Below are 21,616 nucleotides of genomic sequence, written 5' to 3' on the forward strand. Positions count from 1 at the left end.
CGTGCTTGAACTGATCGTCATTTCCACGCTCAACGGCGTTCTGTTCGGCATGCTGCTGTTCCTGCTGTCCAGCGGCCTCACCGTCATCTTCAGTATGATGGGTGTGCTCAATTTCGCCCATGCCAGCTTCTACATGCTCGGCGCCTTCTTCGGTTACCAGCTCACCAAATGGATCGGCTTCTGGCCGGCGCTGGTGATCGCGCCGCTGCTGGTGGGCGGGGTCGGCATGGCGGTCGAACGTTACGGGCTGCGCAACACCCACAAGCATGGCCACGTCGCCGAGCTCCTGCTGACCTTCGGTCTCGCCTTCGCGATCGAGGAGATCGTGTCGATGATCTGGGGCAAGAGTCCGGTGGATTATCGCGTCCCGGCGCTCTTGGACTTTCCGGCCTTCACGGTGTTCTCGACCAACTATCCCGCCTACAAGATCTTCATGCTGGTGATCTCGGTGGCGATCTTCGTCGCGCTGCTGGTCGTGCTGAAGCGCACCCGCATCGGCCTGATCGTGCAGGCGGCGCTGACCCACCCCGCCATGGTCGGCCATCTCGGCCACAATGTCGGGCGGGTCTTCATGCTGGTGTTCGGCGTCGGCAGCGCGCTGGCCGGGCTTGCCGGCGTCATCGCCGGCCCCTCGCTGGTGACGCAATCCGACATGGCGGCGCTGCTCGGGCCGATTCTGTTCGTCGTCATCGTGTTCGGCGGTCTCGGCTCCTTGCCCGGCGCCTTCATCGCCTCGCTCTTGATCGGGCTGGTCCAGACCTTTGCCGTCGCGCTCAACGGCTCGCTCGCCAGCGCCTTCGGGCCGCTCGATCCGAGCCTTGGGCCATCGCCGCTCACCGACATCTGGAACGTCAGCATCGCGCAGATCGCGCCGATCCTGCCCTACGTGCTGCTGGTGCTGATCCTGATCGTCCGTCCCATGGGCCTGTTGGGGACGCGCGAGACATGATCAAGGCTGCGACCTCCTCGCCCGACCTGCTGAAGGAACGTTCCGGCAGCGCCTTGAGCTTCTACGCCATCTGGCTGAGCGCCGCGGTCGCGCTGATCGTGCTGCCGCTCTTGTTCTCCTCCGGCGGCTCGCTGACCTCGTTCAGCCTGATCGGCATCGCCATCATCTTTGCGCTGTCCTACAACATCCTGCTCGGCCAGACCGGGCTGCTCTCGTTTGGGCACGCGGTTCACTACGGCCTCGGCGGCTTCCTTGCCGTGCATATGATGAACGCGGTCGCCAGTCACGACTGGCCGGTCCCGCTGCCTTTCATCCCGCTGTTCGGCGGTCTCGGAGGCCTTGTGTTCGCGCTCTTGGTCGGCTGGGTGATGACCAAGCGCGCCGGCACGGTGTTTGCGATGATCTCGCTCGGCATCGGAGAACTGGTCGCCTCGTCCTCGCTGATCCTGCGCAGCGTGTTCGGTGGCGAATCCGGTATTACCACCGACCGCACCGCGCTGCCGCATATGTTCGGCTGGAGCTTCGGGCCGCAGATCCAGGTCTATTATTTGATCGCGTTCTGGGTGATGGTCTCGGCGATCGCGATGTATGCGCTGACCCGCACACCGCTCGGACGCATCTGCAACGCGGTGCGGGACAATCCCGAGCGCGTCCAGTTCATCGGCTACGACCCGCATGTGGTGCGCTATCTCGCCTATGGCTTCGCTGGCTTCTTCGCCGGAATCGCCGGCGGCCTCACCGCGATCAATTTCGAGATCGCCAACTCCGCCTATCTCGGCGCGACGCAGTCGGGCCTGGTGCTGTTTTCGGCTTTCATCGGCGGCACCGCCTATTTCTTCGGTCCCGTCCTGGGCGCCATTCTCGTCACCTATCTGCAGCTCGGTCTGACCAACATCACCACGGTCTGGCAGCTCTATTTCGGCATCATCTTCATCGGCATCGTGATGTTCGCCCCAACCGGCATCGCCGGTCTTTTGATGATGCACCGGCCGCTGATCCGTGCCGGCACGCTGCACAATGTGATCCCGTCCTATCTAGTCGCGGTGGTCCCGACGCTGGCACTGGCGTTCGGCGTCATCCTCACCATCGAGACGGTCGCGCATGTTTCAGCCGGCGACAGCAACACCATCGATCTGTTCGGCATCTCGCTCGATCCGAGGGCGCCGGTCACCTGGGCGGTCACGGCCGTGCTGCTCGTCGGCGGCTATCTCATTTCCCGCATCACCTGGCGGCGGATCGCAGAGGCCTGGGACCGCGCCGCCACCGTGGCCCGTGACCGGGGATATCTGGCGTGACCGCAGCAATCGAAATCAACGCCGTGCAGAAGCGCTTCGGCAATGTCGCCATCATCCGCGACCTCAACTTGACCGTCGCGCAAGGCGAGCGTCACGCCATCATCGGCCCCAACGGCGCCGGCAAGTCGACGACGTTCAATTTGATCAGCGGCCACATCAAGCCGACCTCCGGCGAGATCCGGCTGAACGGCGACGTCATCTCGGGCCTCAGACCATTCGAGATCAACCGCCGCGGCCTGTCGCGCTCGTTTCAGGTCACCAACGTCTTCGCCAAGATGACGGTGTGGGAGAACGTACGCTGCGCCGTGCTGTGGGCGACCGGCCATCGCTACGCCTTCTGGAAGAACGTCGATCATCTGCCTGAGGTGAAGCGCCGCACCGCAGAGATCCTCGAGGACATCCATCTCAGCCATCGCCGCGACGTGCCGGCAGGCCTCCTGACCTATGCCGAGCAGCGCGAGCTGGAGATTGGCATCACCGTCGCCGGCGGCGCCAGCGTGATCATGCTCGATGAGCCGACCGCCGGCATGAGTCACGCCGAAACCGAGCGCGCGGTGGCGCTGATCCGCCGCCTCACCGAGGGCCGCACGCTTGTCATCGTCGAGCACGACATGAGCGTGGTGTTTGGTCTCGCCGACCGCATTTCGGTGCTGGTCTACGGCAACATCATCGCTTCCGGTACGCCGCAGGAAATCCGCGCCAATCCCAAGGTGCGTGAAGCCTATCTCGGCGAGGAGGCGCACTGATGTTGGAAGTGAAGGATCTCCATGCCTATTACGGCAAGAGCCACATCCTGCAGGGCGTCGACATGACGATCGCCGCCGGCGAGGTCGTGAGCCTCCTGGGTCGCAACGGCGTCGGCCGCTCCACCACCGTGAAAGCGATCATGGGCGAGGTGGCGCCGCAGGGCACCATCCGCTTCAAGGGCAAGGACATCGCCGGCCTGCCGAGCTACAGGATCGCGCATCACGGGCTCGGCTACGTGCCGGAGCATCGCGACATCTTCCCCGGTCTCACCGTGCGGCAGAACCTCCTGCTCGGGATCAAGGACACGCGGCGCCCCGGCAAGTGGAAGCTCGAGGGCATGCTGGAGATGTTTCCTAACCTTGCCGCCCGTGCCGACACTGCGGCCGGCGTGCTCTCCGGCGGCGAGAAGCAGATGCTGACGATCTGCCGCACCTTGATGGGTGATCCCGAACTGATCATGATCGACGAGCCGACCGAAGGCCTGGCGCCGTTGATCGTCCAACAAGTCGGCGACCTCATTGCGAAGATCGCCGCAGCCGGCGTCGCCATCCTCTTGGTCGAGCAGAAGCTGTCGATCGCCCTGCGTATCTCGCACCGCGTCTACGTCATGGGGCACGGCCGCATCGTGTTCGAGGGCACGCCGGACCAGTTGAAGGCCAACGACGCCATTCGCAAGGAATGGCTCGAAGTGTAGGCAGTACACCGTCTGCCGGCGAGCGGTAGTTGTGATTGGCAAACTTTGCCAAAAGTAGTAGGCTGCCACAAAGTGCCGGAGAATATCGACATGCCTACGCGAAATATCAGTCTGACCGACGAACAGGACGCCTTCGTGGAAAGGGTCGTGAAAGCAGGAGAGTACCAGAATGCAAGCGAAGCGGTTCGCGACGCTCTCCGAGCGCTACGGCAGAGGCGCCAGGAAGATGCGCTGAAACTGAAGGCGCTGCGCCTTCAGATCACGGCTGGCATTGATGCGCTCGAACGAGGAGATTTTGTCGAGCTGGATGACTCCGAGCTTGACGATTACGTCCAAGGTTTGACGGTCTCCTCACAACGAGCCCGTTAATTCAATGGCTCGCTTCCGCCTTTCATCATTGGCGCGAAGTGACATTGCTCAAATCCTCGCGCTCAGCGCCGAACGATGAGGACAGGAAGGCAGGCACCGGTTTATCGCGTCGTTCGGCCAAATCTCGTGGAAATCGTAAGAGTCCTTCACGAGCGCATGGAGCCGGTCCGGCACCTGGACACGGAGCCTGACGAACCAAGCGAAGCAGAGCGATAATAGCCCATGACTGAGGCACCGAGCCTCACGGCACCAGGTAATGCTCGGCCCATTGCGTGCGCGGCACCTCGTCGCCGAGCGTGTAGTCGAACGACTCGATGTTCAATCCGTCGGACGAGACCTTGCAGACATAAGAAACGTGATACCAGCGACCGTGGCTGCGCAAAGCTGCTCCCGGCGCCGTCACCACCGTGCCTTTCAGCGTCGTATCGGCGAAGGCGTAGGCAACCACCTCGTCGGTGTTGAAGCCTTTGTGCTCGCGGTTGGTGAGTCCTGACACGCGCCCATTGCAGCGCTGCTCGGCGCGGGTCTGCGGATCCAGCTGCATCAGCTGGTCCTCGATGGATTTGTGATGCGCCGCCCAGGCGAGCGAAGGGCCGGCGCAGATCGCGATCGTGAGCGCGAACGGCAAACTCTGTTTCATGGATGTGATTGAGCGGAACTTCGGGACGAAAGTGTGAATCGGAGGCGTCCCGTCCCATAAAAGCGGATCGGTTCTGGATCAAGCGCACGCTTATCACGCTCGGGTGAGGCCTTGATGCCACATCGAAAGCAAGGAGCAGGCCTGCACGCATCTGCGTGCAGGCCTGCCTTGGATCTAGCCGAGCGCTGTCATGCTCCGCGTAGGCGGAGCATCCAGTACTCCGCGGCAGAAGAGATCGAACCGAAACGTCACGGCCTACTGGATCGTCCGCCTTCGCGGACGATGACAGCGGGGGTTCTATATATAGACCGTGACTTTGGACGAATCGAATCACCGCGTTGATCTCGGCGCCTCGGCTTTCAATCTCTCCAGCGCATCCGGCATCATCTGGCCGAACATGGAGCTGAGCATCGCGGTCGGGATCAGGCCGGCATTGCTGCTCTCCTGACCCTGTCCGCCCGACATCAGGAATTGCGGCACCAGGGGCTGGTTGATCCGGGTCAGCGCGTCGGCGAACTTGGCGAAGTTCTGCTCCGCCAGCCTGAACTCGGGCCCGCCATAGGCATCGACCGAGAGCTTGGTCGCCTGAGCGTTCGCAGCGCCCACGGCAAGCACGCGATCGGCCTCGCCCTGGCCCTCCAGCCGCGACTGCTCGCCGACGGCCGCTGCCGTGACCTTGCGGGTCTCTGCATCCTTCTGCGCGCGCGCGAGCGTGGCCGCGCCCTCGTTCTCGTTGACCTTGATCTGGATCAGCGACTGCGTCAGCGCCGATTGCGCTGCGGCCGTCGCCTTGGCTTCGTTGAGCGTCCGCTCCTGGATCGCGGCCTTCTCCTGCTCCTGGAAGGTCTCGACCTGCTCGCGCGCGACCTGGCGCATGCGCAGCTGGATCAGGATGTTCTCGATGGTCTGGTCGCCGGGGGCGGCACGCGGCGTGCCGATCAACACCTCCTGCAGATCGAGGGAATAGGTCTCGAACTTGGCTTTCATGATGGACGCCGATTCATCCTGCACGGCCGCGCGGTTCTGCAGCAGCTCGATCAGCGTCATCTTCTGCGCGATGTTCTTGAAGACGGCTGAGACCATCGGGTCGAGCGTCTGCTCGACCAGCTTCTTCACGTCGCCGAAGCGCTGGATGATCATCGGGGCCTTCTTGTAGTCGATATGCATCACCACCGAGAGCGGCAGCGTCGGCTCGAACGCGTCCTTGGTGATCAGCGAGATCTCCGACAGGTTCTCGTCGAGCTTCATGGCGCCGACCTCGCCGCGCACCCATTTGAGGATGAAATTGACGGTCGGGATGATCTCGATCTTTCCCGCATAGGTGTTGAAGGCATATTTGCCCGGCAGCAGCGGATCCTTCCAGACGCCCCGGCTGCCGTTAGAGACGAGCTCGCCATGGCGATATTGCTCGCCCGAGACGTCGGCGGTGCGCGGCCCGGTGTAGAAGATGACGACGCCGACATTGCCGACCGGGATGACCGTCTTCGGCACTTCCTCGACGGTGGCGAACAGGCGGTTGATGTACCAGGTGCCCTCGACGATCACCTGAAGCTGGCGCCCGCGATAGCCGCCGGCTTTCAGGAAACGCTCGGGCTCCTGGAAATTGTTGTGAAAGGTATGGCTGTTGTTACGATCGATGCCGACCTCCGGCGCGATGATCTCGCCTGACGGCAGCGAGGGTCCGTCATGCACGGTGACGATGCCGACCAGGTCGTGACCGGCAGCTAAGATCACCGGCGTGAAGCCCCAGCGTTCCGATATCGTGAGCTGCATGCCGTCGAGCACCGATTGCTCCTGCGGGCTCAGTGCATGGCCGTAGACGCGCTCGTCGGTGATGATCGCGAACTGCGTGGTGTTGATCGCGTAGGTGCCTTCGCGCAGGATCTTGCGCTGCGGACCCTTCTGGCCGCCGGCCTGCAGAAAGCGCCTGGCATCCTCGAAATCGGATTTGTCCTCAGTGTCGTTGGCGCCGAGCACCTGCGAGGCGCCGAGCGGCGCGCCGTCGCGCGCGAACACATAGGCGATCTTGCCCTGGCCGACGGTGACGAGATCGGAGCGATGGATGCGATACATGAAGGGAAAGAACAGGTGCAGGCCGCCGCGCAGCACTTCCGGCTCGAAGCCGGCTTCCCCGTTCAGTGCGATGAATCCTTCGGCAACCGAGCCGCGAAAGGTCCAGAGCTTTTCGACGATTCCGACCTGGTTGTTCGGGATGTAGCGGAGGATGTTGGCAAGCTTCAGCAATGCAAGCAGCACAACGATGCCTCCGGCCCAGAGGGCCGGCTGAATCAGATCTGGGGTATACATGATGGGAAATCTCCAAACTCGCCCGATGTCAGCGCGGCTGCTGCTTGCAGGGCGCCATCGGGCGATTGCCGTGCAATCTCGGCGCGCGAGAGCTAGGCATTGGAGCGGCGTTTGCTAGATCGCCTCTATCGAATTTCGCTCGATACTTTGGTCTAGTCGTACGTTTGGTCGAGTAGCATGTGACATGACGTGCAAATTCGGCGCAGATTTATTTGTATCGGTTGAATGAACCGATGCGCGCGACCGCCGACTAACACCAACAGCTGCTACTATATGCGCTCATTGCCGCGCTAATTGTGCTGCCCGCCGAAGAGCCGCAACAGCCAGGGCGTGTCCGTGCTTTGGGCCGGCGTATCCGCTGCGCGGGTTTCCTCCGTCGGGCTCCAATAGGGCTGCGCGGTCGTTGCCTTTGCCCGTCGTTCGGATTCGACCTCTGCACGTGCATTCCGAAGCTCGCGCGCGGGCCGCTGCTTTTGCGCGGCGCGAACCGGAGCCTGAGCGGCCGGCGCCGCGGCCTTCGGCTCGACGCGTGGCGAGACAGATCGCGAGGTCGTCGTGGTCGGCTGCGGCGGAGCCGGCGGTTCGCGTGTCGTCTGCGCCGTGGTCTTCGGCTCGGACTCCTGCTGCCTGCTGTCGTGCTGCTGAGCCCAGGCCTGGAATTGCCTGAACAAAGCCTCGCGATCGACGCCGGCATCGCTCTGTTTCGGTTCTGCGGGCTCGGGTGCGACGGCCGCGGACTGCGGGTCGTTTGGCACCGCCGCTTCCGTCTGCGGCGCTGCTTCCGTCGGCAGGGCTGCTTGCGCTTCAACGATCGGTCGAGTCGGCGATGCCGGCGCATCAATGCTCGGCACGGGCGCGGGGGCCGGCGTGCCAACGAACGATGCGGTGATCGCAGTGACGTGCGATGTCGGACCTCCCAGCAGCAGGGTTGCGCCGCCGACCGCCAATGCCGTCAGGCCGAGAAGGCCCGACTTGAGAATGCGAGACGACCCACGCTGCTCGGTTTTTTCGACGTCGCTGGAGAGAAACAAAGGCAGCGAATGATCCGGAGCTGAGTCGTCGTTCATGGGCACGGCGTGACGCCTCCACCGATCGTTTGGCCAGCGGCCATGTTGCAACCGCGGTCCGGCGCGATTTGGGAAAAACCGTGATTTCACTGCGGCCGATGCCGGCCGCACGATCATGCTCTGTTCCTGCACGGCACGCTTGTCTTGCGTCCGCTTGCAATGAATCGGAGGAACAAAGTACCGGCCTCGCGCTGGCGGGCGTGTGGTGCTTCGAATAGTGTCGATATCGGAGAGCCGGAGCAGCGCAGGGCGCGACATGCGACCGTGCTTCGAGCAGGCCATGTTTCGATTCCTGACGATAGTCCAAGTGGTATTGATGATGCAGATGATCAGCGCTCAGGCTCAACCGCTGACGGTCGATCCCGAGAGCGTCGTCCCATTGCCGCAAAAGCTCGAGATGGAGACACCGGCGGCCGATGTGCCGCCTGTAATTGCGCGCTTCCAGGGCGCGTGGATCGGAACCTGGCATGATGACCGGCACATTCTCGTGGTCGAGCGCGTTAGCGCCGATGGTCATGCGAAGGTGATCTTCGCGCAATCGGACTCGGCGTTCTATGGCATGAACCGGGAATGGTGGCGCGACGATGCAGTCATCGTCGACGGCGCGCTGACGATGACCGGATTTCGTCTCTTCCAATATGTCTTCGACGGCCCGGATCGGCTTTACATGACGGCGACGCTGAAATCGGGCGGCGTCACCTCTGGCACCTTGGTCCGCGCCGATCCGGCGCGCCTCGCGGCCGGCGAACGACCAGCCGAGTGGCCGTGGCCCGGCGAGCGCGTCTGGATTCCGCATCTGACGGTGCGCACACCGGACGGCTCGCGACCAATGAAGCTCGAAGCGACGTACTATCCTCCGATGGACGCCGGGCCTGCGCCGCTCGCGATCTTCACTCATGGCTCCGACGTCGGCCTCAATCAGCTAAGGAGCTGGTCATTCTCGACCGAGGCGCACTGGCTTCGTAGGAATGGCTTTGCGGTGCTTGCCTTGATGCGACGCGGGCGCGGCCGCTCCGAGGGTATCAATGGCGAGGAAGACTTTGGGCGCGATCACGATGGCGGCCTTGACGACGTGTCCGCCGGCGTCGCGCAGGCCGTTGAGGATCTGGAATCGGCAATCACCTATGGCCGCACGCTCCCTGGCGTGAAGCCGGGGCGCGTCTTGCTGGCCGGCCAGTCGCGCGGCGGCTTTCTGGCCATACATTATGCCGGCCTCAAGCCTAGCGACGTCATGGGCGTGGTGAACTTCTCCGGCGGCTGGTATCCGTACGGGCCAGTGACGACGCCGTACTATAGAAACGCCGGTCGCGGCGCGGCCGACAAGGTGCCGCAGCTCTGGCTTTATGCCGACAACGATCGCCTTTATGACGAAGCCCTCATCCGCGAGTACTATCAGGCATTCACTGCCGCCGGCGGCCGTGCAAGGTTCGAACTCATCCACGGCATTCCCGGTGACGGACACCTGCTACGGCTTTATGTCGACCGATGGCGAGCCGTGGCAGATGAATTCCTGGCGTCACTCGTGCGGCAGGGCCACTGAGAGAGCCGTCGCCCTCACGGCAGGTTCTCCCGGGGATCAACTCGCTGCCGTCGCGCTCGATTGCCGATGCAAATCGCCTCGAACCTTGCGTCCGCTGCTGCTAGGCTGCATCCTCACACCACGAGGACAGTATGGGCCGGCTCAGCACACATATCCTGGATACGGTCAGGGGAACGCCCGCGGCAGACGTCGCGATCGACCTGGATGGTCTACAAGCCGATGGCACGTGGCGCCGCCTCACGCAGGCGCGGACCAATGCCGATGGCCGCACCGACCAGCCGCTGCTGTCGGGCGAGACGTTCAAGGTCGGCACCTATATGCTGACCTTTCACATGGGCGCCTATTTCAGGACTCATGGCTTTGCCGTGGCCGATCCGCTCTTCCTCGACCTCATTCCCTTGCGCTTCTCGGTCGCCGACGCGGACGGCCACTATCACGTGCCGCTGCTGGCGACGCCGTGGAGCTATTCGACCTATCGCGGGAGCTGACTGGAATGACCTCCGAACCTTATCCCCGCGATCTCGTCGGCTATGGCCGCAATCCTCCACATGCGCGCTGGCCGAACGATGCCCGCATCGGGGTGCAGTTCGTCATCAACTACGAGGAGGGAGGCGAGAACAACATCCTGCACGGCGATGCCGCCTCGGAGGCGTTCTTGTCCGAGATCGTCGGTGCGCAGCCCTGGCCCGGGCAGCGGCACATGAACATGGAATCGATCTACGAGTTCGGCTCGCGCGCCGGCTTTTGGCGGCTGTGGCGGATGTTCACGTCACGCAAGCTGCCGGTGACGGTGTTCGCGATCGCCACCGCGATGGCGCGCAATCCTGATGCGGTCGCGGCGATGAAGGAAGCGAACTGGGAGATCGCGACCCACGGTCTGAAATGGATCGACTATCGCGACTACACGGAGGAGGCCGAGCGCGCCCATGTCGAGGAGGCGATCCGGCTCCACACCGAATGCGTCGGCGAGCGGCCGCTCGGCTTCTACCAGGGCCGCACCTCAGAGCATTCGCTGCAAGTTGCGATGCAAGAGCAGGGCTTTCTTTACAGCGCCGATTCCTATGCCGACGAGTTGCCCTATTGGGTCGAGGGTCCGCACGGCCCGCAGCTGATCGTGCCCTATACGCTCGATGCCAACGACATGCGCTTTGCCACGCCACAGGGCTTCAATTCCGGCGATCAATTCTTTGCCTATCTGAAGGACAGCTTCGATACGCTTTATGCCGAAGGCGTCGAGCAGCCGCGCATGATGTCGGTTGGCCTGCATTGCCGCCTGGTCGGACGTCCCGGCCGCGCCGCAGCGCTGGCGCGCTTCCTCGATTACGTGACGAGCCACGACAAGGTCTGGGTGGCGACGCGGCTCGAGATTGCTCGGCACTGGATCAGGATGCATCCGCCTGTCGGCGGCTATCGCCCCTCGCGCATGCCGCGCGCGCTGTTCGTCGAGCGTTTCGGCGATGTGTTCGAGCACACGTCGGCAATTGCCGAGCGTGCGCATCGCGCCGGACTTTCCGCCATCGACGACTCCGCGGACGGGTTGCACACCACTTTGATGGGCGTGGTGCGCGCGATGAACCGCGACGAGAAGCTCGCGCTGATCCGTGCGCATCCCGAGCTTGCCGGCCGGGAAGCTGCGGCGGGCACGCTGACCGGCGAGTCCAGCGGCGAGCAGGGCCGGCTCGGCTTCACCGCGCTGTCACGCGCCGAGCTCGATCAGGTCGCCGATATCAACCGCCGCTATCGCGAAAAATTCGCCATGCCACTGATCTTGGCGCTGGCGCTGCACGGCGACCGTGCCTCCGTCATTGCCGAGATGGAGCGACGCATCAGCAACGACAAGGAGAGCGAGATCGCCACAGCGATCGAGCAGATCGGCCACATTGCGAAAGCACGACTGGTGCGGAAGTTTGCGGTGTCCTCGGGCGACGCTTGATTGTGAGTCATCGTCTCGTGCCGCACGCACGATGCACCCTCTCCCGCAAGGGAAAGGGTGGACCGAACGTGTCGCTCTCGTGGTCTAACCCACTATTTAGTTAGTTGCGCGCCTAGCCGCTCGTCACATGCACGCCGGGCCGCTCGCCGGCGTTCCACTTGCCGTCGATGGCGCGCTCGATCTGCGCGGCGAGCTGCAGCAGCAAGCCGTCATTGGCCTGCTTGGCGATGGCCTGGATGCCGAGCGGCAGGCCATGCTCGTTCTTGGCGAGCGGCATCGATAGCGCCGGGATGCCGCAGAGATTGGCGAGCGGCGTGAAGGCGAAGTTGCGCCAGAGATTGCCGAACCAGTCGAGCACGTCCGGATTGTCGCTGGTCGTGAGATATTCCCTCGTGCCGACCTTCGGCGTCGGCAGCGCTGTGATCGGGGTGAGGATGATGTCCCAATCCTCGAAGAAGGCCCCGAAGCCGCGCGATGTCGTGTTGAACACCGCCTGCATCGCGGCGCGCTCCTTGAAACTGGTATCTTTGCCTGCTTCCCAGATCCGGATGTTGACCGGCTCGATCAGGTCGGCCGGCGGCCGCTCCAGATTGCGCGCCGCGAGCATGTTGTTGATCACGATCGCGAAGTTCGAGATGTAGCAGGTGGTCTGGGCCGCGAACGCGGCGGCGTAGTCCACGGCCGGGAGCGCGTAGTCGACGACATGGCCAAGGCTTTCCAGGAAGCGGCCGACACGCGCGAGTTCGGCGGCGAGGTGCGGCGTGGCGCGATAGTCGCCCCATTGATGCGACAGCGCGATTTTGAGCTTCCCGGGATCGCGCTTGATCTGCTCGACATAGGGCTCCGTCGCGGTCCAATAGGGCATGAACTCGCCCGGCGCGCCGCCGCGGCAATGGTCGACGAAGGCGGCGGTGTCGCGCACCGTGCGCGATTGGCAGCCCTGGATCGAGACGAGGCCCGAGAGATCGGACAGATGCGGCGCGATCGAGAACACGCCGCGCGACACTTTCAGGCCGAGATTGCCGTTGACCCCCGCGGGAATGCGAATCGAGCCGCCGCCATCGGTCGCGTGCGCGATCGGCACCACGCCGGCGGCGACCATGGCCGCGCTGCCGGCGGAGGAGCCGCAGGTCGTGTAGTCGGTGTTCCACGGATTGCGCGTGATGTAGATGGCGGGATTCTCGGCCGAGCTGCAGACGCCGAATTCCGGCGTCGTGGTGCGGCCGATCAAATTGAGGCCGGCCTGGCGCATCTTCATCGTCAGATGCATGTCGGCGGCGGCGCGGTTGCCGCGCATGAACAGCGAGCCCATCTCCTGCAGCCGGCCGGCCATGGTCGGCCCGAGATCCTTCATCAGGAAGGGCAGGCCGGCGAAGGGACCATCGAGATTGGCGCCAGCCTTGGCCGGATCGGCGAGCGCGTCGTCGAACACTTCGACCACGGCGGAGAGCGCAGGGTCGACCTTGGCGATGCCGGCGGCGGCCTGGCTCGCCAGCTCCTGCGGTGTCAGCTCGCCGCGCTTCACCCGTTCTGCCAATGCCACGCCATCATGCCGGGCCCACTCGTCCCAGCTCATCGCCAAAGTCATCTGATCGTCATCCTCGTCGAGTTGCGAAAACCTTGCGATCCGCAGAGCAGCAAGTCAATCAACCGCGCCGGCATGGCGCGCGTGCCGCGCGGTCATGGCGGTGGATGCGCTGCACACGACCGCGTTAAGTCCCTGTTCACGCAAAAGCGCAATTGTACCGCTGGTGACAACCGCAAGCTAAGCTTTCAGCCATATGCAAGTGCGAAGGGACGGGCAGGGCTTCTGACATACTGGTCCCTTCCGGCATCGGCGAATTGTCGCCGTGTCATTGCCGGGCAAAACCTTTGGAGCGCGCCGACGTGACCCTTGCGCTGCATGATCCCGCGCTCTTGCCTTCGCGGCTGGGAGCCGGCAGTACGGCTCTTGCGTGGTCGCGCCTGTCGCGCGTTACGCTGTCACTGTGGGCTGTGCTGTTCGCCGCCGAGCTGATCGCGAGCTTCGTGCTGTGCGGCGGCCGGATCGTGTTCACGCTCGACGATCCCTACATCCATCTCGCTGTCGCCGACCACATTTTGCACGGCGGCTATGGCGTCAACGCTACCGAATATTCTTCGCCCAGCTCCTCGATCATCTGGCCTTATCTTCTGGCGTTGACTGAAGCGCTGCATCTTGGCGCGCTTGGCCCGCTGATAATCGCCTCTGCTGCGGCCGCGGCCACGATGGTCGCTGTGCTGCGCCTGATCGAGAGCTTTGGCCTCAGTGACGACGACGTGCCGTTTGGCTACGCGGTTGCGATCCTGTCGATCTTCGTCGCCAGCACGATCGCGCTGCCGATGACCGGGCTCGAGCACAGCCTGCATGTCTGGGCCACGATCACGACCTTTGCCGGCCTGGTCGCTGCGGCGAGGGGACGCGCACCGACCTGGCTGCATTTGGTTGCGCTCGTCCTGTTGCCCTTGATCCGCTTCGAAGGTGCGGCGTTGGCACTCGCAGCCATCGCGGCCTTTACGTTGCTCGGCGATCGGCGCTTTGCACTGGCAGCCGCGGCGCTGATCGTGCTGTCGCTCTCGGCTTATGTCGCGCTGATGAGCGCGCGCGGCTTGCCGCTATTGCCGAGCTCGGTGCTGTTGAAGTCGCGCATCGCGGAGACGGCTTACGAGCACAGTAGCGCGTTCGGTGCGCTGCTGCAGAACCTGCTTGCCGCGCTTGACGATACCTATGGCCGCACGCTGGCGCTGTTGTTCATTGCGATCGCGGGGAGCGCCTGGTGGCTGCGGTCCGACCGTCGCGCTTTGATCGTCTGCGGCGCGGTCGAGGCTGCGATCGGCGGTCATCTGGCGTTCGGCCAGTACAACTGGTTCCACCGTTACGAGGTCTATGTCACCGCGCTTGCCGCGCTGACCTTGCTGTGGATCGCGACAGAGGTGAGACCGCAGCTCGGCGCACGCGCCTGGGGCATGACCAAGATCGCGTTGATCCTGCTGATGGCGCTGGTCGCTCAGCCTTATCTCTCGGCCGCGCTGATCACGCCGTTTGGCGCCCGCAATATCTACGAGCAGCAATATCAGATGGGCCGCTTCGCACGGGAGTTCTGCCCACATCCGGTTGCGGTCAACGATCTCGGCCTGGTTGCCTACAGGAATCCGAATTTCGTGCTGGACCTTTGGGGCCTCGGCTCGGAGCAAGTGCGCAAGGCGAAGCTGGCAGGCCAATATGGCCCCGAGCGGATGGGCGAACTTGCCTCCGCTTACGACGTCGGCGTCGCCATGATCTACGACAACTGGTTTCCACAAGGCGTGCCGGCGACCTGGACCAAGGTCGCAGTGCTGCACACCAATCTCGTGACCGCCGCCGGCGCGGACGTCGCTTTCTATCGCACGCCGTCCGCCGACGCGGCCGAGGTCACGCGCGTGCTCGAGGCGTTTGCGAAGGCGCTGCCGCCACGGGACCGTCTGGAGATGCTGGCGCGGTAGTTGCCCGAGCGGCGGCGGCGCAGTCAGCCCGGGGCAGTGGCGTCATAAGTAGCCCGCAGCAAAAGCGAATCTGAGCCGACACTCACAGCTTCAGCCGCTTGAACACCGTCTCCGGGATCGCGCAGATGATCGTCATGACAAGCCAGAACCGGCGGCCGACATAGATCACCTCACGGCCGTTCTCCTCGGCCGAGCGGAAGATGTCGGCGGCGACGCGCCCAGGGTCCACAGTGAGCGGTGCCGGCAGCTTCAGATGGGCGGTCATTCGCGTGCGCACGAAGCCGGGCTTGACAGTGACGACGCGCACGCCTCCCGCGAGCGCCATGCGGTTGCGTAGGCCGGAGAGAAATTGCGAGAAGCCGGCCTTCGCCGCGCCATAGACGTAATTTGAGCCGCGGCCGCGATCGCCGGCGACCGAGCTGACGCCGACGATCGTACCCGCGCCGCGTGCCTGGAAGGCGTTCGCAAACAGGCCGAGCAGCAGGCTCGGGGCCTCGAAATTGGTGCGCATGATCATCGTCGCATGCGCAAGATCGGTCTCGGCACGCTTCTGGTCTCCGAGCTCGCCGATCATGGAGATGACAGTATCGGGCAGCGCTGGAAGCGCGGCGACGAAGTCGGCGAGCTTGTCGGTCGCGAGCACGTCGAGCGCATGCACCGGCACGTCGACGCCGCTGCGGGCCTTGATGTCATCGGCATTGCGCTGCGCGGCCGTGGTGTCGCGGGCGGCGAGCGCGACCTGCCAGCCGGCCTGTGCATAGCGCAGCGCCGTGGCATGGCCGATGTCGGAGCTGCCGCCGATCACGAGCACGGATTTCGGAGCGGTCATGATTTAGATCCCCAGGCGTGCGGAGAGATGAGAGACGAGACGGTTATTGGCCCCGATCCGGCGGCGAATGTCGCGGAAGGCAGGAAGAGACGGATAGCCGGCCTCGAAGGTTCGGCGCGACTGCCGCGCATCCTTGGCGAGATAGAGCCGGCCGCCGGCCGCGACCACGAGCGCGTCGATCTCGTCGAGGAAGCCGAACAGCGTGTCGGTGATCGGAAAATCCATCGCCAGCGTATAGCCGCGCAGCGGAAACGACATCAGCCCGTGGCTGTCGCCGAGCTGCTTCAGCACTGCGAGGAACGACGCTGTACCGCGGCGCGCGACGCGATCCATGATCTCGGCCAGCACGGTGCGCGCATTCGCAGCAGGGACTACATATTGATGTTGCAGGAAGCCGCGATGGCCGTAGATCCTGTTCCAGCCCTGGATGGCGTCGAGCGGGAAGAAGTACGGATCCCAACGCACGAGCTCGGGCGCGCCCGCGCGGGATGCGCCGCTGCGGAAGTAGAGCTCGTTGAAGGCGCGCACCGAGAACGGGTTGAGCGCAAAGCCGGGAAACCAGGACGGCACAGATGGCCCGGCACTGCGCGCATCCGGAAAAGACGCAAGCTGTGGGCCGAGCCGCGCTGCGTCAGCTGCATCGGCATGATCGGCGGTGAAGATCAACGCGCGGCCGAGCGATGCGCCGCGGGCGACGCAATCGATCCAGGCCACCGAATAGGTCGCCGACGCCGTCGCATCGAGGACGTCGATGGCAGCATCGAGATTCGCGGCGACGTGCGTCGTCTGCTTGAGCCAGCCGGTCTCGATAGGCATCATCTGGAGCGTCGCGTCGACAATCACGCCGGTGAGCCCCATGCCGCCGACGGTGGCGGCAAACAAGTCCGCGTTCTCGTCCCGCGAGCAGGTGACGATCTCGCCGTTCGGCAGCGCCAGCCGCAGCGCCGTGACATGGTCACCGAAGCTGCCGTCGCGATGATGATTCTTGCCGTGGACGTCGGCGGCAATGGCGCCGCCGATCGAGACGAACTTGGTGCCCGGCACGACCTTGAGGAAGAAGCCGCGCGGCACGAAGGTCGCGAGGATATCGGCGATGGTGACGCCGGCCTCGGCGGTGAGCTGGCAGTTCGCGGCGTCGAAGCCGCGGAAACGGTTGAGCCCACGCGAAGACAGGGTCGAGGCCATGCCGATCGCGGCATCGCCATAGGCGCGGCCCTGGCCGCGCGCGACCAGGCCGTTGCGCGACATCAGCAGCGCCGGGACCGCGTCAGGTCGGCCGGGAGCGAGCCGTTCGGTCGCGATCGTGGGATAGTTGCCCCAGCCTGCGAGCTCGCTCATGGGCGCGGGTCCGTGGCTCGCCCGCTAGATCGCGAGCAGCAGGATCGCGCCGATGGCGCCGAGCGCGACCCAGCTGACGCGATCACGCAATGCGAAGATCACCGGATCATCGTCGATCTGGCCGCGCTGTGCCAGCAGCATCACGCGCGCGATCCAATACATCAATATCGGGCAGCCGATCCACAGCGACTGCGGATGGCTGTAGAGCGCGCGAACCGTGTCGGACGAGATGTAGAGCGTGAAGACGACCACGGCGTTGAAGCCGGCGGCAGCCGCCAGCACCGCGATCGTCGGCAGGTCGTCGGCAAAATAGTCGCGCGACATCAGCCGCTCGCCTGAGCGCCGGGCGGACAGCTCGACGTAGCGCTTCACCAGTGCCAGCGACATGAAGATGAACAGCGAGAACGCGAACAGCCATTCCGACATGGACACGCCGATCGCGACCGCGCCGGCGATGACGCGGATGGTGTAGAGCACGGCGAGCGTGACGACGTCGATCAGCGCCACGCGCTTGAGCTTGAACGAATAGGCGGTGGTTAACGCCAAATAGGCGAGCAGCACGCCGAGGAAGGGCAGGGACACCGCCGCCGCCATCGCGATCGCAGCGGCGAGCAGCGCCACCATGGCAGCAGCGGCGCGCGCCGGTGCCACAGCGCCGCTCGCGATCGGGCGATGGCGCTTGGTGGCATGGGCGCGGTCGGCCTTGACGTCGATGAGGTCGTTCAGGATGTAGGCGCTGGAGGCGCAGAGCGAAAAGGCGAGCGCGGCAAGCAGCGCGGTCGCGATCGCCTCGGGTCCGAACTGGTGAGCGGTCAGAAGCGGCACCAGGATCAGCGCATTCTTGGCGTATTGATGCACGCGCAGCAGCTTCACCCAGATGCGCCAGCCCGTCGGATGGATCGCGGTGTCGGCCTTGCGAGCGGGAGGCGTAATCCGTATTGCGCCGTCGGGCAGCGCGGCTGCGGCATGGCCGAGATAATCGAATCCCCGGCTCGCCGATTGCGGCAGGCTCAGCGCGTCGGGATTGCGCTGCGCGCCGTCGGCCGAGGCGGCCCACGCCGTGAACACGCCAAGATGCTGCGCGATCGCGCTGACCATGGCGCCGCCGTGACGGTCGGAGGCGAGATAGACCGGCCGTCCTTCGCCAAGCACCTTCAGCATGAAGGCGACGATGTCGGGATCGTAGGTCAGCCGGGCTGGGTCGAAATGGGACGATTCCGCGATCCGTCGCTTCAGCGCGGCAGGACCGCGCAAGGCTGCGGCAAGCAGGCCGAAAATCGCATCCGAGCGCTGCGCAAGCTCCGAGAGGGCCGCCTCGAGCGTCAGGTTGGCGTGCGGCAGCACCACATCGAGGTCGACGACCAGCGGCCATCCGGCCGGGACGCGCGCATCACCTGCTGCGCCCGCATCACCCGGTTCGATCGCTTCTGGAGAGAGGAATTGCATGTCTCACCGCTTCCCGGCGCCCGTCGCCGATCCTGTCAGGATTTCCGTAAAGATCGGGTGAAGCCGGCCGATCCTGCCCCCTGCGGTCCCCTCTGGCGGGGTGGAAAGCTGGCGCTAACGTTTTTATTCGATTGATGAGCGGTCCGAGCCGAGAAGGAATGAGGTCGTGACCATAGCTGTCGTCCGCAACGACGATGTCAGCGAACCGATAGCAGGCTCCGCGCCGCGATCGCTGGCGCGGATTTGTGCGCTGGTGATCGGCGGCATGCTGGCCATCGTCGCCGTCCGGTCGGTCAGCGATCAACTATGGTCGGATGAGCTGCTCACGACCAACCTGTTGACCGCCAACAGCATACGGAAGCTGTGGGCGGGTATTGCGCTCGGTATCGACGGCAATCCGCCATTCTATATGACCGCGGCCTGGCTGCTGACGCGTCCACTGCCGGATTTCGCCGCTTCGGTCGTGCTGCTCAAGCTGCTTAACGTCGTGCTTGCGGCGGCCGGCATCGCCGCGCTCTGTCGTGTGGCGCGCCGAATCGCCTCGGCGAATGCGTGCTGGATCGGCGCGGCGCTGTTCATCCCACTTAGCGACGCCTTCATCTATGCCGCCTCCGAGCTGCGAACCTATGCGCTCTACTTCCTTATGGCCGCGCTGGCCGTGTTGTGTCAGCAGCGCCTGATCGAGCAGCGCAGGCGCATCGATGTCGCGTGGCTGGCGCTCGCCAATCTGGGGCTTGCGATGGCGCACACCTTCGGCATCGCCTATGTCGGCTGCATCGCGCTCGCCGGCTGGTTGAGCCAGCCGCGCGACGGCCGGCGGCTGTTCCCGCTGATCGTGATTGCCGTGCTGCCCGCGATCGTTGCCGTTGCGGCCTGGAGCCCGTCGCTGATTCGGCAACTCGCCGTTGCCAAACCTTACAACTGGATGATGCAGCCGACGCTGTCCGGCCTGGCCGACATCCTGTTCGGATCGGACGTGATGCTGTGGCTGTCGACGCTGGAGGCTTGCTGTCTTCTGGCCGCGGGACTTGCTCATGTGAAGCAGGACGGCTTGCATCTGCGGCCGATGCTGCGCGATCCGCAGTGGCAGCCGGTTCGCTTCGCTGGTCTGGTGCTGGCCGCAACAACCGTCTTCACCTTCGCCGGTTGGCTGTTCTCGCAGGTGGCGTTCCCGATCTACGTCCCACGCTTCTTCACCCCACAACTCTTCGCGGCGTTCGCCCTGCATGTCGCCTTCGGCGAATGGCTGCTGCGCCATGCCCGGGAGCGGCGGACCCTCGTGCTCGCGATCTGCGCGGTCATCGCGCCGCTGGTCGCGCGCAACGCAGTGCTGCATGCCAACAGCTCGGTGCATGGCAAGCCGATCTGTGCTGATACGCACGGGGTGTTCTTCGAGAGCGCCTTTGTCAGTGGCGATCTGCCTGTCATGGTAGACTCACCGCACATGTTCCTGCCGCGTGCGACCTATGCCGCGCATGGCGAGGCCTATCGTTTCCCGCTCGACTGGGACGTCGTGCTGAACTATCCGGACCGCTCGCGCGGCAACGCGGTCGACTTCCACATCATGCAGGGTCTACAGACATGGGAGCCGATGCCGCAGGTCGAGAGCACCGACGATATCGTCAGGAAGTATCCCCAGTTCCTGGTGATCGAGCAGCCCTACCGTGCGTGGTTTCACAACCTCGTCGAAACGCGCAATGTGACGGCAGAGAAGCTCGCCGAGACGGTTCCCGCAGCGCCGGACGAGATCGCCTGCACCTTGTGGAAGGTGAGGCGGGTCGCGCCGCGGCCGTGACGCCTCGCGGATCCGGCATCCCCCTCTGGACTGATGCCGCTGGGTGATCGCGACCCACGTGCCGCGGCGGGATAGCGCGTATCCCCCTTACCGGATCGGCGGGGCGTATTGGATGCCGCCGGCGTTCCAGAGCTGGTTCATGCCGCGCGGAATCTTCAGCTTGGATTGCTCACCGATATTGCGCTCATAGACCTCGCCGTAATTGCCGACATGGCGGATGATGCGCACGGCCCAGTCCTTGGTCAGGCCGAGATCCTCGCCATAGCTGCCTTCGTTGCCGACCAGCCGCATGACGTCCGGCTTCTTCGACTTCAGCGCCTCGTCGATGTTCTTGGAGGTGACGCCGAGCTCCTCGGCATTGATCATCGCATAGAGCGTCCATTTCACGATCATCATCCAGTCGTCGTCGCGCTGGCGCACCACGGGCGCGAGCGGCTCCTTGGAGATGACGTCGGCGAGGATATCGTGATCGGCCGGCTTCGACAGGTTCAGCCGCAATGCGTAGAGCTGGGAGACATCGGCGGTGAAGGTGTCGCATTTGCCGCTGTCATAGGCTTTGACGACGTCGTCGAGCTTGGCGAGCTTCACCTCTTCGTAATTCATATTGTTGGCGCGGAAGTAGTCGGCGAGGTTGAGCAGATTGGTGGTCGCGTCCGGCACGCAGACCTTGCTGCCGTTCAGGTCGAGCGCAGTCTCGATCTTGCGCGCGCGTGGCACCATGAAGCCCTGACCGTCATAATAGGCGACCGCCGGGAAATAGAGATCGTAGTTCTGCTCGCGCGACATGTTCCAGGTGGAGTTGCGGGAGAGAATGTCGACCTTGCGGCTCTGCAGCTCCTTGAAGCGCTCGTTGGCGTCGAGCGGGATGAACCTCGCCTTGCTCGGATCGTCGAAGATCGCCGCGGCCACCGCGCGACAGAAATCGACGTCGAAGCCGGTCCAGTTGCCCTTGTCGTCGGGAATCGAGAAGCCGGGCAGGCCGGCGTTGACGCCGCACAGCACCTCGCCGCGTCGGACGGTGCGCTTCAAGGTGCGGGTGTCATAGACCTCGTAGGTGATCGCGACCACCGCGACCAGAACGGCAACGGCGAGCCCGATCAGCAGGCCGCCTCGGAACGTGCGCATGATGTGTCTCTCGCAATGTCGGGGAAAAAGCGATTGGTACG

Annotated in this window: 18 protein-coding genes; 10 read left to right on the plus strand and 8 right to left on the minus strand. The window is 64.3% G+C overall.

What is annotated here, in order from left to right:
• The first annotated feature begins 1 nt into the window (after window position 1).
• The 5 genes from P6U24_RS03170 (at window position 2) to P6U24_RS03190 (ending at window position 4,054) form a co-directional block, all read left to right on the plus strand.
• Window positions 2-949 (plus strand): branched-chain amino acid ABC transporter permease, encoded by a 948-nt coding sequence (locus P6U24_RS03170; protein ID WP_407157751.1) that lies wholly within the window; start codon window positions 2-4, stop codon window positions 947-949.
• Entirely contained in the window at window positions 946-2,244 is a 1,299-nt protein-coding gene (locus P6U24_RS03175) for a branched-chain amino acid ABC transporter permease (protein WP_407157752.1), read from the plus strand. The genes P6U24_RS03170 and P6U24_RS03175 overlap by 4 nt, the downstream gene beginning before the upstream one ends.
• On the plus strand, window positions 2,241-2,990 hold the full coding sequence (locus tag P6U24_RS03180; protein ID WP_407157753.1) for an ABC transporter ATP-binding protein: 750 nt from the start codon (window positions 2,241-2,243) through the stop codon (window positions 2,988-2,990). The genes P6U24_RS03175 and P6U24_RS03180 overlap by 4 nt, the downstream gene beginning before the upstream one ends.
• Window positions 2,990-3,685 carry an ABC transporter ATP-binding protein gene (locus P6U24_RS03185; protein ID WP_407157754.1) on the plus strand — a complete coding sequence of 232 codons (696 nt, stop codon included), beginning with the start codon at window positions 2,990-2,992 and terminating at the stop codon, window positions 3,683-3,685. The genes P6U24_RS03180 and P6U24_RS03185 overlap by 1 nt, the downstream gene beginning before the upstream one ends.
• A 72-nt stretch (window positions 3,686-3,757) precedes the next feature.
• Entirely contained in the window at window positions 3,758-4,054 is a 297-nt protein-coding gene (locus P6U24_RS03190; RefSeq protein ID WP_407157755.1) for a type II toxin-antitoxin system ParD family antitoxin, read from the plus strand.
• A 241-nt stretch (window positions 4,055-4,295) separates the two neighbouring features.
• Here P6U24_RS03190 and P6U24_RS03195 read toward each other — a convergent pair whose 3' ends face one another.
• From P6U24_RS03195 to P6U24_RS03205, 3 genes are all read right to left on the minus strand, one after another.
• On the minus strand, window positions 4,296-4,694 hold the full coding sequence (locus P6U24_RS03195) for a DUF930 domain-containing protein (RefSeq protein WP_407157756.1): 399 nt from the start codon (window positions 4,692-4,694) through the stop codon (window positions 4,296-4,298).
• 330 nt (window positions 4,695-5,024) lie between these two features.
• Window positions 5,025-7,001, minus strand: coding sequence for an SPFH domain-containing protein (locus P6U24_RS03200; RefSeq protein ID WP_407157757.1), 1,977 nt, complete (start codon window positions 6,999-7,001; stop codon window positions 5,025-5,027).
• A gap of 290 nt (window positions 7,002-7,291) precedes the next feature.
• Window positions 7,292-8,068: a hypothetical protein gene (locus tag P6U24_RS03205; protein ID WP_407157758.1), complete on the minus strand. Its 777-nt coding sequence runs from the start codon at window positions 8,066-8,068 to the stop codon at window positions 7,292-7,294.
• Window positions 8,069-8,393: 325 nt separating this feature from the next.
• On the opposite strand from P6U24_RS03205, the gene P6U24_RS03210 reads away from it, so the two are divergent.
• The 3 genes from P6U24_RS03210 to puuE all read left to right on the plus strand — a co-directional run bounded on the left by P6U24_RS03210 (window position 8,394) and on the right by puuE (window position 11,541).
• Entirely contained in the window at window positions 8,394-9,608 is a 1,215-nt protein-coding gene (locus P6U24_RS03210; RefSeq protein ID WP_407157759.1) for an alpha/beta hydrolase family protein, read from the plus strand.
• A 131-nt stretch (window positions 9,609-9,739) separates the two neighbouring features.
• Complete coding sequence (gene uraH / locus P6U24_RS03215) at window positions 9,740-10,096, plus strand: hydroxyisourate hydrolase (protein ID WP_407157760.1); 357 nt, start codon at window positions 9,740-9,742, stop codon at window positions 10,094-10,096.
• Between the two features lie 5 nt (window positions 10,097-10,101).
• The gene (gene puuE, locus P6U24_RS03220; protein WP_407157761.1) at window positions 10,102-11,541 is read left to right on the plus strand and encodes an allantoinase PuuE; all 1,440 of its coding nucleotides are present in this window, start codon (window positions 10,102-10,104) and stop codon (window positions 11,539-11,541) included.
• A gap of 112 nt (window positions 11,542-11,653) precedes the next feature.
• Here the strand turns inward: puuE and P6U24_RS03225 are convergent, their stop codons facing one another.
• Complete coding sequence (locus P6U24_RS03225; protein ID WP_407157762.1) at window positions 11,654-13,129, minus strand: amidase; 1,476 nt, start codon at window positions 13,127-13,129, stop codon at window positions 11,654-11,656.
• A gap of 299 nt (window positions 13,130-13,428) precedes the next feature.
• Here P6U24_RS03225 and P6U24_RS03230 point away from each other — a divergent pair, with 299 nt between their 5' ends.
• Complete coding sequence (locus P6U24_RS03230) at window positions 13,429-15,042, plus strand: hypothetical protein (protein ID WP_407157763.1); 1,614 nt, start codon at window positions 13,429-13,431, stop codon at window positions 15,040-15,042.
• Window positions 15,043-15,124: 82 nt separating this feature from the next.
• Here P6U24_RS03230 and P6U24_RS03235 read toward each other — a convergent pair whose 3' ends face one another.
• The 3 genes from P6U24_RS03235 to P6U24_RS03245 are packed head-to-tail and all read right to left on the minus strand — an operon-like array spanning window position 15,125 to window position 18,655.
• Window positions 15,125-15,871 carry an SDR family oxidoreductase gene (locus P6U24_RS03235; protein WP_407157764.1) on the minus strand — a complete coding sequence of 249 codons (747 nt, stop codon included), beginning with the start codon at window positions 15,869-15,871 and terminating at the stop codon, window positions 15,125-15,127.
• A 3-nt stretch (window positions 15,872-15,874) separates the two neighbouring features.
• Entirely contained in the window at window positions 15,875-17,209 is a 1,335-nt protein-coding gene (locus P6U24_RS03240) for an FAD-binding protein (RefSeq protein WP_407157765.1), read from the minus strand.
• A 24-nt stretch (window positions 17,210-17,233) separates the two neighbouring features.
• Window positions 17,234-18,655: a UbiA family prenyltransferase gene (locus tag P6U24_RS03245; RefSeq protein ID WP_407157766.1), complete on the minus strand. Its 1,422-nt coding sequence runs from the start codon at window positions 18,653-18,655 to the stop codon at window positions 17,234-17,236.
• Window positions 18,656-18,821: 166 nt separating this feature from the next.
• On the opposite strand from P6U24_RS03245, the gene P6U24_RS03250 reads away from it, so the two are divergent.
• On the plus strand, window positions 18,822-20,450 hold the full coding sequence (locus P6U24_RS03250) for a hypothetical protein (RefSeq protein WP_407157767.1): 1,629 nt from the start codon (window positions 18,822-18,824) through the stop codon (window positions 20,448-20,450).
• An 87-nt stretch (window positions 20,451-20,537) separates the two neighbouring features.
• On the opposite strand, the gene P6U24_RS03255 is transcribed toward P6U24_RS03250, so the two are convergent.
• Entirely contained in the window at window positions 20,538-21,575 is a 1,038-nt protein-coding gene (locus P6U24_RS03255; RefSeq protein ID WP_407157768.1) for an amino acid ABC transporter substrate-binding protein, read from the minus strand.
• Window positions 21,576-21,616 lie beyond the last annotated feature (41 nt).

The organism is Bradyrhizobium sp. STM 3557, assembly GCF_045571465.1.
In the GTDB taxonomy this organism is placed as follows: domain Bacteria; phylum Pseudomonadota; class Alphaproteobacteria; order Rhizobiales; family Xanthobacteraceae; genus Bradyrhizobium.

What these genes read in the sequence shown, in the direction of transcription:
- P6U24_RS03175 (WP_407157752.1), top strand. Translation starts at nt 946, where the DNA reads ATGATCAAGGCTGCGACCTCCTCGCCCGACCTGCTGAAGGAACGTTCC.
- P6U24_RS03185 (WP_407157754.1), top strand. Translation starts at nt 2,990, where the DNA reads ATGTTGGAAGTGAAGGATCTCCATGCCTATTACGGCAAGAGCCACATC.
- P6U24_RS03195 (WP_407157756.1), bottom strand. Translation starts at nt 4,694, where the DNA reads ATGAAACAGAGTTTGCCGTTCGCGCTCACGATCGCGATCTGCGCCGGC.
- P6U24_RS03200 (WP_407157757.1), bottom strand. Translation starts at nt 7,001, where the DNA reads ATGTATACCCCAGATCTGATTCAGCCGGCCCTCTGGGCCGGAGGCATC.
- P6U24_RS03205 (WP_407157758.1), bottom strand. Translation starts at nt 8,068, where the DNA reads ATGAACGACGACTCAGCTCCGGATCATTCGCTGCCTTTGTTTCTCTCC.
- P6U24_RS03210 (WP_407157759.1), top strand. Translation starts at nt 8,394, where the DNA reads ATGATCAGCGCTCAGGCTCAACCGCTGACGGTCGATCCCGAGAGCGTC.
- uraH (WP_407157760.1), top strand. Translation starts at nt 9,740, where the DNA reads ATGGGCCGGCTCAGCACACATATCCTGGATACGGTCAGGGGAACGCCC.
- puuE (WP_407157761.1), top strand. Translation starts at nt 10,102, where the DNA reads ATGACCTCCGAACCTTATCCCCGCGATCTCGTCGGCTATGGCCGCAAT.
- P6U24_RS03225 (WP_407157762.1), bottom strand. Translation starts at nt 13,129, where the DNA reads ATGACTTTGGCGATGAGCTGGGACGAGTGGGCCCGGCATGATGGCGTG.
- P6U24_RS03235 (WP_407157764.1), bottom strand. Translation starts at nt 15,871, where the DNA reads ATGACCGCTCCGAAATCCGTGCTCGTGATCGGCGGCAGCTCCGACATC.
- P6U24_RS03240 (WP_407157765.1), bottom strand. Translation starts at nt 17,209, where the DNA reads ATGAGCGAGCTCGCAGGCTGGGGCAACTATCCCACGATCGCGACCGAA.
- P6U24_RS03245 (WP_407157766.1), bottom strand. Translation starts at nt 18,655, where the DNA reads ATGCAATTCCTCTCTCCAGAAGCGATCGAACCGGGTGATGCGGGCGCA.
- P6U24_RS03255 (WP_407157768.1), bottom strand. Translation starts at nt 21,575, where the DNA reads ATGCGCACGTTCCGAGGCGGCCTGCTGATCGGGCTCGCCGTTGCCGTT.